This window comes from Paraburkholderia fungorum (genome assembly GCF_046027215.1).
In the GTDB taxonomy this organism is placed as follows: domain Bacteria; phylum Pseudomonadota; class Gammaproteobacteria; order Burkholderiales; family Burkholderiaceae; genus Paraburkholderia; species Paraburkholderia fungorum_D.
Map to the genome: position 1 here is coordinate 1,159,782 of NZ_JAQQEN010000001.1, position 12,111 is coordinate 1,171,892.

The window sequence follows — 12,111 nt, forward strand, 5'->3', positions numbered from 1 at the left end:
CTCCTTAACTCAGCCTTAAGACCCTGCTGGGATAAGGCTTTGCCCGTCTTCAAATTTGTTCTCCTTGTCGATCGATGATAAACTCAACCAATATTGAGAATGGTTCGCATTAACGTTCGTATGTACGCTGTAAAGCGGTTGCAACGCTGTGGCCAGATGTTTGCGACCGCTCACATTGCTCACAGCGCACGCGCGCGACGCACTGTTCCAATGGGTCCGGTTTCAGTCTGATAAAAACAAGGAGTTTCAATGCGGATTTCTTCATTTGTGCGTGGTGGCGCAGCAGCAGTGGCCGCGGTAGCGGCGCTTTCGGCAACGGCGGCGGAATACCCGATTGGCAAGCACCAGATTCAGGGCGGCATGGAAATCGGCGCGGTCTATCTGCAGCCGATCACGATGGAACCCGAAGGCATGATGCGCAAGGCGTCGGATTCAGACGTTCACCTCGAAGCCGACATCCACGCGGTCAAGAACAACCCCACCGGTTTTGCCGAGGGCGACTGGATGCCCTATCTGCAAGTGCGTTATGAGCTGACCAAGGCCGGCTCGAATCAGACGCAGAAGGGCGACATGATGGCAATGGTCGCCAACGACGGTCCCCACTACGGCGACAACGTCAAGCTGCAAGGCCCCGGCAAGTACCACCTGAAGCTGGTCGTCGAAGCGCCGATGCAAACGGGTCACATGGCTTTCGGCCGTCACGTCGACAAGGAAACCGGCGTGGGTCCGTGGTTCAAGCCGATCACGCTCGAATACGACTTCACGTACGCGGGTATCGGCAAGAAGGGCGGTTACTGATCGAGACGGATCGTCGAGGCTCGCAGCGTATTGACGTGCGCGAGGCCGCGCAAACGAATGCAGCAGGCGGCGCCCGGTGTCAAAGCCGCGGCGCCGCGTTTTCCGGAAAGGCTAATGAGAATTAACCGAAAGATCGCGATGTTCGCCATGCTGGCGTCGCTGGCCGGCGTGGTACATGCCGCCGATCTGCCCACATTCAACCTGGAAATGAACGACGGCAAGCTCAACCCGGCACGCATTCAGGTGCCGGCGGGGCAGCGCATCAAGATCGCAATACGCAATACCGGCAAGGGCGCGGCCGAGTTCGAAAGTGTCCAGCTGCGCAAAGAAAAAGTGTTGGCGCCCGGCGCGGATTCGTTTGTCGTGATCGCGCCGCTGGAGCCAGGCGAGTACAAGTTTTTTGACGATTTCCACCAGCAGGCGCAGGGCGTGATCGTCGCCAAGTAGTGGCTTGGGAAGCGGGCGTATGCGCCCGCCAGAGCAGTAGAAGGAGAGCTAGATGGGTCAGGTCTTATTCATCGTATGGCGGGAAAGCGTCGAAGCCTTGCTGGTTGTCGGCATCCTGTATGCGTGGTTGAAAAATGGCGACGCCGACGCGCGCCGCGGTTTGCCGTATCTATGGGGCGGCGTGGCGGCCGGCGTGATTGCTGCGGTGGCGCTCGGCGCGGCGCTGGTCGGTTTCACCGAAGTGCTCTCCGGTGACGCGCAGGACTACTTCCAGACCGCGATGGTGCTGATCGCGTGTGTGCTGATCGTGCAGATGGTGCTCTGGATGAAGCAGCACGGCCGCACGCTCAAGCGCGACATGGAACAGTCGCTGCAAAAGAGCACACGCGATTCGAACTGGTGGGGCGTCGCGCTGCTGGTGGCGCTGGCAATCGCGCGCGAAGGCAGCGAAACGGTCATCTTCCTGTACGGCCTCGGCTTTGGCCAATCCGGTCACGTGGACGGCAGCCAGATGCTCGCGGTGCTGATCGGGCTGGGTCTCGCATTCCTGACTTTCTATGTGTTGCAACTGGGCGGCAAGTTCTTCTCGTGGCGGCTCTTTTTCCGCGTCACCGAAATCATGCTGCTGTTCCTTGGCGCGGGCCTGTTCCAGACCGGCGTCGACAAGCTGATCGACAAGGAAATCCTGCCGACGCTCGTCGATCAGATGTGGAACTCGTCGGCGATCCTTGATGACTCGAGCACCTTCGGTTCGCTGGTGTCCACGCTCACGGGTTATCGCGCACATCCGGCGCTGATGAATCTGATCGCCTATGCGGCGTACTGGGCGGTGGTCTATCTGCTGGTGCGTCGCGCGAATCGCAAGCCGGCGCAGCAGGCCGTAGGGCGCGCGGCATGAGTACCGTGATGACCCGCCCGGGCCGCCTTGCAGCGGCCGGCCAGTGGATGCAGCGGCACGGCGCGCTGATCCGCGGCATTCAGTGGGTCGTGGTGGCGGTGTACGCGTTTCTGATCCTGGTGCCGGCGGTGATGCCGCTGCCGGACGACACTGCGCATCTGTGGAACAACCTGACACTTGCCGCGCAGTTCGTGTTCTGGGGCATCTGGTGGCCTTTCGTGCTGCTCTCGATGGTGATGCTCGGCCGGGTCTGGTGTGGCGTGCTGTGTCCGGAAGGCGCGCTCGCCGAATTCGCCAGCAAATACGGCCGCGGCTGGGCGATCCCACGCTGGATGCGCTGGGGCGGCTGGCCATTCGTCGCGTTCGGTATCACCACGATCTACGGGCAGATGGTGAGCGTCTACCAGTACCCAAAGGCGGTGCTGCTGGTACTTGGCGGCTCGACCTTCGCGGCGATGATCATTGGCCTGCTGTACGGACGAGAGAAGCGCGTCTGGTGCAAATACCTGTGCCCCGTCAACGGGGTGTTTTCGCTTCTGGCGCGCCTCGCGCCGTTCCACTACAAAGTCGATGAAGACGCGTGGCGCCGTTCATACAAGAACGGCGAGCACGGGCATCGCGTGATTCCGATCAATTGCGCGCCGCTGGTTCCGCTGCGCAATATGAAAGGCGCATCCGACTGCCACATGTGCGGCCGCTGCAGTGGCCACCGCGACGCGATCGCGTTGACGTGGCGCGCGCCGTCGTCAGAAGTGGTGCAACTCGGCGACAAGCAGGCGAGTGCATGGGACACCGCGTTGATCCTGTACGGCCTGCTCGGCATTGCGATCGGCGCATTCCACTGGACCGCGTCGCGCTGGTTCGTCGATCTGAAGATGTTCTTCGCCAACTGGCTGGTCGATCACGACATCACATGGCCGCTCGACACCAACGCGCCCTGGTTCCTGTTCACGCACTACCCCGAGCAGAACGACGTGTTTTCCTGGCTCGACGGCACGATGGTGATCGGCTACATCCTCGCCACCGCGCTGGTGTACGGCACCACGCTGCTGGTGCTGCTGATGGGCGCAACGCGCATGCTGGGGCGTTTTAACACCGTGCGTCTGCATCATCTGACGCAAGGGCTGATTCCGCTCGCCGGTGCCGGCGTGTTCCTCGGCTTGTCGGCAACCACGTTATCGCTGCTGCGCGCGGAGCATGTGTCGCTGTGGTGGGCGTCGGATCTGCGCATCGGCATTCTGGCGATCGCCAACGTGTGGAGCGCATGGCTCGCCTGGCTCGTGACCCGTCGGTACAGCGAGCGCATCGTGCAGCGCGGCCTCGCGATGGTCTGGTTCTTCGCCGCGCTCGCGGTGGTCGATAGCGCATGGTGGCTGATGTTCTGGGGCTGGGCCTCGAAGTAAGCCCGGACGCTTCGACGCTCAGGTCGACGCCATCCAAAGAAAAAGCCGTGGAGATGGCAACATCCCACGGCTTTGTCATCTTGTTCGCTGCGACACACGACGTTTCGCGTGTCCGCATTGGGTGAGAACCAAAAAAGCGGCCTGGCTTGCTGCGACGGCTGGCTTGGTGTCTGCACGAAGGGGTCTAGTTCTCACGTGCAAGCCGTCGTGGCTGGCTAATGCCCAACACCTCTCGAGGAGGTGGTCCCCACAATACTCTGCGCTACCTCTATTCGTTACCTTTGTTCGTTCCGCCTGTTACTTCGTCAGAATCAGCTTGCCCAGACGCGTTGCGCGCAACTGGTAGGTCTCGCCGTTATGCACGATGCTGACGTGGCTATGTCCTTGCAGCAGTGCGTCGCTGCGTACGACCCGATCCGACGTCTCGCCAGAACTCTTGGCGCGATCCGCAGCAGGCTTCGTGGCGGTTGCCGTTGCCGTCGATGGCTTCGGACGGCTGGTCAGTGCGGCCGCCGGGCGGCGCAGGCTGAGTGTAGAAGGGCGCGTGAGATCGGTCATTCGTTTTAGCTGTTGGTCGATTCGATGGATTAATTCTAAATGATAACTATTCCCATTTACAAGAAAGAGAAATTAATCGAATTCGATTTTCGATAGCTGGAATGATCAGGGAGGCTGCGAGTGGTCCGAAGACGGGCCGCCGATCAACCTGGCGGCCAGGACGCGCACGCGCGAGCAGAGCGCCCGCGCGCGGAAATCAATGCAGGGAACCGGGTTCCTGGCGGGCTTGCACGTACTGGCGAATCAACCGAACCGTATCGATGTCGTTTTCGCGGTACGCCGATTTGACGATTTCCTGCGTCTGCACAGCGTCCTGGTCGTCGGAGACGGGCAGGGTGGTCGCGTATTCGAAGCGCAGGAACAGTTGCAGCTCGTCCGGTTGCTCGATGGTCATGGTCAGCGAGCCGCCTACGTAGTCTGCCGTGGGCAGAATGTCATAACGCACGCTCTGGCTTTCCTGCAGCGTGACGCGATCGCGTACGGTGGCCTGACCGTAGTGCAACTCGCGTTCGAGCGTGTTGCCTTTGCGCGAAAGGATGGTGCAACTGTCGAGACCGATTACGAACAGTTGCGGCTGTTCGGCGCGCAGCACGAGGCCCTCCCACAACTGTTCGCGGGTCATCGAGTCAACAAGCGGATTCAACGGGTCGTTGATCTGGATAAGGTGTTCGAAATTCAAGACGACAGCTTCCTATGAAAGCGTTGCAATACGTGAGGCTTCGTTAGCCGATGCATGCCATGTCGGCCATTGGCATCAGGCGACGGCGAGGCCCGAACGGATCGTGATCGAATGCGTGAGGATCTTGTGAACCGGGCACGCATTGGCAATTTGCAAGAGCCGTTCCCGCTGCTCGTCGGACAGATCACCTTCCAGCACAATCTTGCGATCGATGGTTGTGCCTTCGTCGCCGGTTTCGAGCGACAGCGTCACGCGCACATCGGCAAGCGGCCAGTCCTTGCGCTGAGCGTACATTTTCAGCGTGATCGAGGTACAGGCGCCAAGGCTCGACAGCAGCAGCGAGACGGGCGTGGGTCCGCGATCACCGCCGCCAAGCGACTCGGGTTCATCGGCGAGCCACGTGTGCTTGCCGTCGTCGAAAAGGACCTGGAAATTCGTCGAACCAATGTGGGCGGTGACGGTGGACTCTGCCATGCGCACTCCTGTACGGAAACGGAAATCGCCGCGCGCCACGATCCGTTATGGTTAAACGGCGCGGCGCGCGGCATGAATTGCTATTGTGAACGAATTTAGCGGCCTTCGCCCCGTGCTGCGGCACGGCGGCGCTTTCCTTACCACGCCGACCGACCCGAGAGTCGGCGGCGCGTGCAGCGTGGACGCCAATCAGTGCGTGATCGCACCCATGCGGCCAGCCTGATAATCGGTGACGGCCTGGCGGATTTCCTCTTCCGTGTTCATGACGAACGGGCCATAGCGCACCACCGGTTCCTTCAGCGGCACGCCGCCGAGCAGCAGGACTTCCAGCGGCTCGGAGCCCGCTGTGAGCGTGACTGTGTCGCCGTCGTTCTGAAACACCACCATTTTCTGCGCGTCGATTTCCTGGCGCGCTTCGCCTTCGCCATAAAAACCTTTGCCCGACAGACTGTAAGCAAACACACGATAGTCAGCCGGCACCGGCTGTTGAATCGCCGCGCCTGGTTGCAGCGAGAAGTGCTGATACAGGATCGGCGTACGCGTTTCGATGGCCGCTTTGACGCCGAGCGCTTCGCCGGCGATCACCTTGACGCGCACCTTGCCGTCCGCGGAAGTCGCGACGGGAATACTGGCCGACGGTATCTCCTGATAACGCGGCTCGATCATCTTGTCGCGGCGCGGCAGGTTCACCCACAATTGCAAGCCGTGCACGCGCCCACCGGTGCGCACGAAAGAGGGGTCTGGCATCTCGCTGTGCACGACGCCCGCACCCGCGGTCATCCATTGCACGTCGCCGGCATGCAGCGTGCCCGAATGACCCGCGGAATCCTTGTGGCCGAACTGGCCTTCGAGCGCGTAGGTGACCGTCTCGAAGCCGCGATGCGGATGGTCCGGCGCACCGATGGCCTCGCCGGGCGCGTAGTCGATTGGCCCCATTTCGTCGAGTAGCAGAAACGGATCGAAATCCATCAGCATGCGGGTCGGAAACGGACGGTGGACGATAAAGCCGCCGCCCTCGGTCGTGCGAACGGCGGGATAGATGCGTTCGATCGTGCGGGTCGTGCTCATCAAATGTCACCTCGAAAAATGGGGAATAGCATTATTTTTGAAACATGGAGCTATTATAAGGACCGTTTTTCGCGGTGCCAGCCGCCGCCACGCAATGGATTGTTCTATTACTGGAACGATGAGATGAAGATCGATTCACACAATCTGAATGACCTGATGTATTTCTCGCAGGTCGTCGAACACGGTGGTTTTTCCGCGGCCGAGCGGGTACTGGGCATCTCGAAGTCGCGCCTGTCGCGCCGGCTGACCGAACTCGAGGCGTCGCTGGGCGTGCGTTTGCTGCAACGCTCCACCCGCAAGCTGGCGCTGACAGAAGCGGGGCAACTGTTTTACCAGCACTGTCAGGCGATGCTCAACGAGGCGCAGGCGGCGGTCAACGTGGTGCAGCAGTTGCGTTCGTCGCCGCGCGGCACGGTGCGTGTAAGTGTTCCTGTGACGATTTCGCAGACCATCCTGTCGCAGATCCTGCCGGAGTTCATGCATCGCTATCCGGAAGTGCGCGTGGTGATGCGCGTGACCAACCGTGTGGTCGATCTATTTGAAGACTCGATCGACGTCGCGTTGCGCGTGCGTTCCGATCCACCGGAAAACGCCAACATCGTCGTGCGTCCGCTGTGGCGCACGCAGCAGATGCTGGTCGGCGCACCGAGCCTGTTGCAGCAGAATGCGCCCCCTCTATTGCCTGCCGATCTGGGCCGCTTCGAAACGCTCGACGTGTCGACCGGCGATGGCCGCCACGTATTCAACCTGATCGCTCCGGACGGCACGCGTCACGCGCATGAACACGAGCCGCGTCTGGTGACCGCCGATCTGATGACGATTCGTGAAGCGGTGCTCGCCGGCGTCGGTATCGCGGCGCTGCCGGAAATGATGTACGGCTCGGCCTTGCGCGCGGGGCAATTGTCGCCGGTGATGCCTGGCTGGACCCTTCCGACGCCGCAGTTGTACGCCGTATTCGTGTCGCGCCAGGGAATGGTGCCGGCGGTGCGCGCGTTCGTCGATTATCTGGTTGAGATGCTGGATCCCGACGAAGGAAAACACATCATGGGCGAGTGCCCCACGCGCAAAGAACAGGCTGGCGTACCGCAGTCGTTCGCGGTCATGTCATAGCACTTTCCACGCATGACAACATCGCTTTTAGCATTTAAGCGCCGTCTGTCATGAGTACTTTCAATGGCGGTTTCCTTGAATGCGCGCGCTTACGGGCCTATAGTGAAATCCCTTCGCTAAGGAGTCTCTTATGCGAAAACTCATGGCCGCTATCATAGCGAGCCTGATAGGGCTGACCGCGCTGTCCGTGTCGATCACGGCTGTCGCATGCGGTGACGCGAGCTATCAGTCTTCGACCGATGGCAAATGATCCCGCCGCCCGAAGGCGCCGAGTGCGCACAAAAAAAGGCCTTCATCTGGCGATGAAGGCCTTTTACTTTTAGCCCCTGTTTCAGGGGCTTTTGTGCATTTCGGCAGCCGCTGCTTAAGAGCGTTGCACGGCGCCGCGCAGTTGCCGCGCAGTTGCCGATTTAATTGCCGGTCACTTGCCTTTAGGCTGCGTGACGAAGCCGATCTTCGTGAGGCCGCCGGCCTGGGCCGCCGACATCACTTCAGCCACTTTCTCATACGGCACCTTACGGTCCGCATCCAGATGCAATTCCGGTTGCGGGTTTGCTTGCGCAGCCTCGGCGATCTTTGCCTGCAGCGCCGCTTCGTCGACCTTTTTGTCGTCCCACAACACGTTGCCGTCGGCATCGACGGAGACCGTCACCTGCGCGGGCTTGGTGTCTTCCTTCTGACTGCTTGCATGCGGCAGATCGATCTTGACTGCATGACGAATCACCGGAATCGTCACCATGAAGACGATCAGGAGAACCAACATCACGTCAACGAGCGGCGTCATGTTGATTTCGTTCATCAGGCCGTCGTCATCGTCGCCGGCGAAGGGGCTCATTGCCATCGGAGTGCCTCGCTGATCAGTTGACGCGCGTGGCGAGGCGCAGACCGTCGCCGCGCTTGGACGACGACAGACGGGCGCCCGTCACGAAGAATGCGTGCAGACCATGCGCGAAGCGGCTCAGCTTGGCGACGATGGCCTTGTTGGCGCGCGTCAGAGCGTTGTAGCCGAGCACTGCCGGAATCGCGACGAACAGGCCGAATGCGGTCATGATCAGCGCTTCGCCCACCGGGCCGGCAACCTGATCGATCGACGATTGACCGCTTGCACCGATCGACAGCAGCGCGTGATAGATGCCCCACACCGTGCCGAACAGGCCGACGAACGGCGCCGTGCTGCCGATCGACGCGAGAATCGCAAGGCCGCTCTGCATACGCGACACGCTGTCATCCATCGTGTCTTTCAGACAGCGCGTGACCCAGTCCGACACATCCATGCGATCGTGCAAATGCGGCTGCGTCTGATGGTGGTGATCGGCGGCTTCCTGACCCGACAGCGCCAAGGCGAGGAACGGGTTGTCCTGCGGCGTCGACGATCCGGCGCCGAGTTTTTTCACGCCGTCGGCGAGGTCGTCCGAATGCCAGAACGACTGCTCGGCATTCTTGGTGAGGCGGTTCAGTCGCATCACGTTCCAGCCTTTGATGACGATCACGGTCCACGACATCACCGACATGATCAACAGCGCGAGCGCGATACCGCGCGTCACGAAATCCCCTTGCGCCCACACGTGCGCTAGTCCGTAGTTTTGCATTGCAATTCCTTTTTTTAAAATCTGCCTCAATCGTTCAGATTGAAGTCGTAAGGCTGGGTATACGCGGCCCGAATCGGCTCGCCGTTCTCGAGATAAGGTTTGCAGGCGCTCGCATGCACCGCGGCGAGCGCGGCGTCGTCGAGGCGGCTGAAGCCACTGCTCTTCTTGAGTTCGATGTTCTCAAGCTTGCCGGTCAGGCCCACGACAAACTTCACATACGCGGTTCCGGTCTCACCACGCCGTTTGGAGAGCGTCGGGTAGTCCGGTTTGGCGATGTTGCAGTCGAGATGCGAGACGTTCTTCGGCGCGGTAATTTCCATCGTCTGACGGCCGATTGCCGGCGCGGCCTGAGCCGCGGGTGCAGCCGGTGCGGCGGCCGCGGGCGGCGTCGGGTCGGGCGCCGCAACGGGCGTAGGCGACGGCGCGGCGGCCTGCGGCAACGGAGTCGGCGTTGGCTTGGGCGTTGGCGTCGGCTTTGGCTGGACCTCGGGCTTGGTGTGAACCGGCGGCGTCGGTTTTGGCGGCGGCGGCGCGATCGATTGCATCGCGACCGGTGCGGCAACGGGTTCCGGCGCCAGCAATTGGGCGGTCATGACGCGCGATTCGAGTTGCGGCTGCACGGGCTCATGACGCAGCGTCATGATCACGGCGAGCAACGCGATGTGAATTGCCGCCACCGCGGCAGTCGCGGTCAGGGTACGGGAATTCGTTCGGATGGAGGAGGCCGGCGGGGCGCCGGCGGAAACGGTATGCGAAGCCTGCATGTTAGCGTGGCGGCGCGCCGTCGATACAGCGCGTCAGACTGGACATCGTCATGTTCGGAAGATCAGCAGCGAAATGCATAAAGTAGTCACGAAACCAATCAGCAATTCCATCTCAAACTCCTTTTGACAGGCGAGGCGGGTAGCTGGCTGGTACGGATACTGGCTTGCTGACGGCAGTGGGATAGAGCGTGAAGCAGAAAACGGCGGCGAACGCTCAGGGCGCGGCGTGTGCCGCGCCGGAAAACCAGGTCTTAGGCAGCTTTGCGTTCGTAAAACGTCAGCGGCACGGCTTGCGTTTGATGCTCGAAGCCGCAGCGGCTCGCGCACACGCCGCTTTCCATCATGACGTCGCGCACGGAGTCCGCGCACTTGCCACAGCAGGAAGCGACGCCCAGCTCGAACTGAAGCTCGTCAAACGAATCGACGCCTTCCGCGATCGAGGCACGGATCTTTCGGTCAGAAACAGACTTGCAGACACAGACAATCATGGTAGGGCGTCATAGCTAACGTTAATGCGAATTATTATCATTTTGTTTCGGCCGTTTGGCAAGCGTCCTGCGTGGTTTTTTGTAACAAAACCAGACTGTTAGAAGGGTTTCGTCTATGGGGAGGAGCGGCGCGCGCGGGGCCGGATCGGCGTGAATATGCCTAAAAAGCGCGCAGAAAGGCCGCGCGGCGGCCCTAAAACGCGCTCGAACCCGCAGTTATGCGGCTTGGGAGTCCGGCGTCGCGGCGCGGCGCGACCGGATGACGACAGGTTCTACGACCGCGTCGATCTCCAGCAGCGTGGCGACGAGTTGTTGCTGGTGAGTGCCGTCGCCGGTTGAATAAAAGCGGGGCAGAGCACGGGTTGCGTCATCGTGGGCGGCACGCAGTCCGTTCTGCTCGAGCACCCGTTCCAGTTGGCGCGCGATAGCCACACTCGTATCGATCAGTGTCAGGCGGTCGCCGACAATATCGCGGATCGCTGCATCAAGAAACGGGTAGTGGGTGCAGCCGAGCACGAGCGTATCGGCGCCGGCCTCGAGCATGGGTTCGAGATAGCCGCGCAGCAGCGCGCGCAGCTCGGCTGAGTCTACGTCGCACCGTTCCACCGCTTGTACGAGGCCATGGCCCGGTTGGCAGAGAAAACGGCAATCGGCGGCGTAGCGTTCGAGCAGCGCCTGAAAGCGGGCGCTGCGCAAGGTGACTTGCGTGGCGAGGACGCCGGCGACGCGGGTTTTCGACTGCAACGCAGCCGGTTTGACGCCTGGCTCGACGCCGATCAATGGAATCGCCAGCTTTTCGCGGACCAGCGCGATCGATTGCGCAGTGGCCGTATTGCATGCGACCACCAACGCCTTCGCCCCTTGCCTGACCAGCCATTCGCCGATCGCGAGAGTGCGGTCGGCGATGAAGTCGTCGTCACGTTCGCCGTAGGGCGCGTAGAGCGAGTCGGCGACATACAGGATGGCCTCGTCAGGCAATTGGGCACGCACGGCGCGCAACACGGACAAACCGCCCAAGCCGGAGTCGAAAATGCCGACCGGCGCGCTCGAATTGGCGGAGGCGGTGACAGCCGTAGCAATCGGGGCGCTCGAAGACGGCATTTCTGCAGGCATAGGCGAAGTGGACTCGCGTGGCACAGCGGTCAAGGGAAGCTCACGGAAACAGGGCGGTGCGCAAGTATATCGCCCGCGCGGCACGGAGCCTTGCTTGAGAGCAGATCCATGAGCCGATGCGCGAGCTGTTCCAGCCTGAGTCGATCAGGACTCGACCGAACCCATTGCGGACTGGTGGTAGTTCTGGATACCGAGTTTGCCGATCAGGTCGATCTGGGTTTCAAGCCAGTCGATATGTTCTTCGGTGTCGTCGAGAATCTTCGTGAAGATTTCACGCGAGATAAAATCGCGGACTGATTCGCAATACGCAATCGCTTCTTTACACGTGCTTTGTGAAATCTGTTCGAGCTTCAGATCGCATTCAAGGATTTCTTTGGTTTCCTCGCCGATCAGCAGCTTGTGCAGGTCTTGCAGATTCGGCAGGCCGTCAAGCATGAAAATGCGTTCGATCAGCCAGTCGGCGTGCTTCATTTCACCGATGGATTCATCGTATTCATGCTTGCCGAGTTTCTCGAGGCCCCAGTGTTTATACATCCGCGCGTGCAGGAAGTACTGGTTGATGGCGGTGAGTTCGTTCTTTAGCTGATCGTTCAGATACTCGATAACTTTCTTGTCGCCTTGCATGGGGATCCCTTTTAGTGGTTTTGAATTGTCAACAACAATAAACGCCAGACCTGAAAAAGCCAAGGAAACGGAAGCATCTTTTGACATTGTTCCTGGCA

Annotated in this window: 15 protein-coding genes; 5 read left to right on the forward strand and 10 right to left on the reverse strand. The window is 60.7% G+C overall.

What is annotated here, in order from left to right:
- The first annotated feature begins 249 nt into the window (after window positions 1-249).
- From PQR27_RS05230 to PQR27_RS05245, 4 genes are all read left to right on the forward strand, one after another.
- Complete coding sequence (locus PQR27_RS05230; RefSeq protein ID WP_054042141.1) at window positions 250-798, forward strand: iron transporter; 549 nt, start codon at window positions 250-252, stop codon at window positions 796-798.
- A gap of 114 nt (window positions 799-912) precedes the next feature.
- Window positions 913-1,245 carry a cupredoxin domain-containing protein gene (locus PQR27_RS05235; RefSeq protein WP_408525409.1) on the forward strand — a complete coding sequence of 111 codons (333 nt, stop codon included), beginning with the start codon at window positions 913-915 and terminating at the stop codon, window positions 1,243-1,245.
- Window positions 1,246-1,297: 52 nt separating this feature from the next.
- A complete protein-coding gene (locus tag PQR27_RS05240; RefSeq protein ID WP_408522654.1) occupies window positions 1,298-2,143 on the forward strand; it encodes an FTR1 family iron permease in 846 nt (281 codons plus the stop codon).
- Window positions 2,140-3,546, forward strand: a complete 1,407-nt coding sequence (locus PQR27_RS05245) for a 4Fe-4S binding protein (protein WP_408522655.1) — start codon at window positions 2,140-2,142, stop codon at window positions 3,544-3,546. Before PQR27_RS05240 ends, PQR27_RS05245 begins: the two co-directional genes overlap by 4 nt.
- Before the next feature lie 297 nt (window positions 3,547-3,843).
- On the opposite strand, the gene hemP is transcribed toward PQR27_RS05245, so the two are convergent.
- The 4 genes from hemP to PQR27_RS05265 all read right to left on the reverse strand — a co-directional run bounded on the left by hemP (window position 3,844) and on the right by PQR27_RS05265 (window position 6,325).
- Window positions 3,844-4,104, reverse strand: a complete 261-nt coding sequence (gene hemP, locus PQR27_RS05250) for a hemin uptake protein HemP (RefSeq protein ID WP_408522656.1) — start codon at window positions 4,102-4,104, stop codon at window positions 3,844-3,846.
- 196 nt (window positions 4,105-4,300) lie between these two features.
- Window positions 4,301-4,783 (reverse strand): SRPBCC family protein, encoded by a 483-nt coding sequence (locus PQR27_RS05255; protein WP_408522657.1) that lies wholly within the window; start codon window positions 4,781-4,783, stop codon window positions 4,301-4,303.
- A 75-nt stretch (window positions 4,784-4,858) separates the two neighbouring features.
- Window positions 4,859-5,257 carry an OsmC family protein gene (locus tag PQR27_RS05260; protein ID WP_408522658.1) on the reverse strand — a complete coding sequence of 133 codons (399 nt, stop codon included), beginning with the start codon at window positions 5,255-5,257 and terminating at the stop codon, window positions 4,859-4,861.
- Between the two features lie 189 nt (window positions 5,258-5,446).
- Window positions 5,447-6,325, reverse strand: a complete 879-nt coding sequence (locus tag PQR27_RS05265) for a pirin family protein (RefSeq protein WP_408522659.1) — start codon at window positions 6,323-6,325, stop codon at window positions 5,447-5,449.
- 123 nt (window positions 6,326-6,448) lie between these two features.
- Here PQR27_RS05265 and PQR27_RS05270 point away from each other — a divergent pair, with 123 nt between their 5' ends.
- A complete protein-coding gene (locus PQR27_RS05270; RefSeq protein ID WP_408522660.1) occupies window positions 6,449-7,435 on the forward strand; it encodes a LysR family transcriptional regulator in 987 nt (328 codons plus the stop codon).
- Window positions 7,436-7,856: 421 nt separating this feature from the next.
- Here PQR27_RS05270 and PQR27_RS05275 read toward each other — a convergent pair whose 3' ends face one another.
- The 6 genes from PQR27_RS05275 to bfr all read right to left on the reverse strand — a co-directional run bounded on the left by PQR27_RS05275 (window position 7,857) and on the right by bfr (window position 12,013).
- Entirely contained in the window at window positions 7,857-8,276 is a 420-nt protein-coding gene (locus tag PQR27_RS05275) for an ExbD/TolR family protein (protein WP_408522661.1), read from the reverse strand.
- Window positions 8,277-8,292: 16 nt separating this feature from the next.
- The gene (locus tag PQR27_RS05280) at window positions 8,293-9,024 is read right to left on the reverse strand and encodes a MotA/TolQ/ExbB proton channel family protein (protein ID WP_408522662.1); all 732 of its coding nucleotides are present in this window, start codon (window positions 9,022-9,024) and stop codon (window positions 8,293-8,295) included.
- Between the two features lie 26 nt (window positions 9,025-9,050).
- The gene (locus PQR27_RS05285) at window positions 9,051-9,788 is read right to left on the reverse strand and encodes an energy transducer TonB (RefSeq protein ID WP_408522663.1); all 738 of its coding nucleotides are present in this window, start codon (window positions 9,786-9,788) and stop codon (window positions 9,051-9,053) included.
- A 251-nt stretch (window positions 9,789-10,039) separates the two neighbouring features.
- A complete protein-coding gene (locus PQR27_RS05290) occupies window positions 10,040-10,276 on the reverse strand; it encodes a (2Fe-2S)-binding protein (protein WP_408522664.1) in 237 nt (78 codons plus the stop codon).
- A gap of 216 nt (window positions 10,277-10,492) precedes the next feature.
- The gene (gene murI, locus PQR27_RS05295) at window positions 10,493-11,377 is read right to left on the reverse strand and encodes a glutamate racemase (RefSeq protein WP_408522665.1); all 885 of its coding nucleotides are present in this window, start codon (window positions 11,375-11,377) and stop codon (window positions 10,493-10,495) included.
- A gap of 156 nt (window positions 11,378-11,533) precedes the next feature.
- On the reverse strand, window positions 11,534-12,013 hold the full coding sequence (gene bfr, locus PQR27_RS05300) for a bacterioferritin (RefSeq protein WP_408525410.1): 480 nt from the start codon (window positions 12,011-12,013) through the stop codon (window positions 11,534-11,536).
- Between the last annotated feature and the right edge of the window lie 98 nt (window positions 12,014-12,111).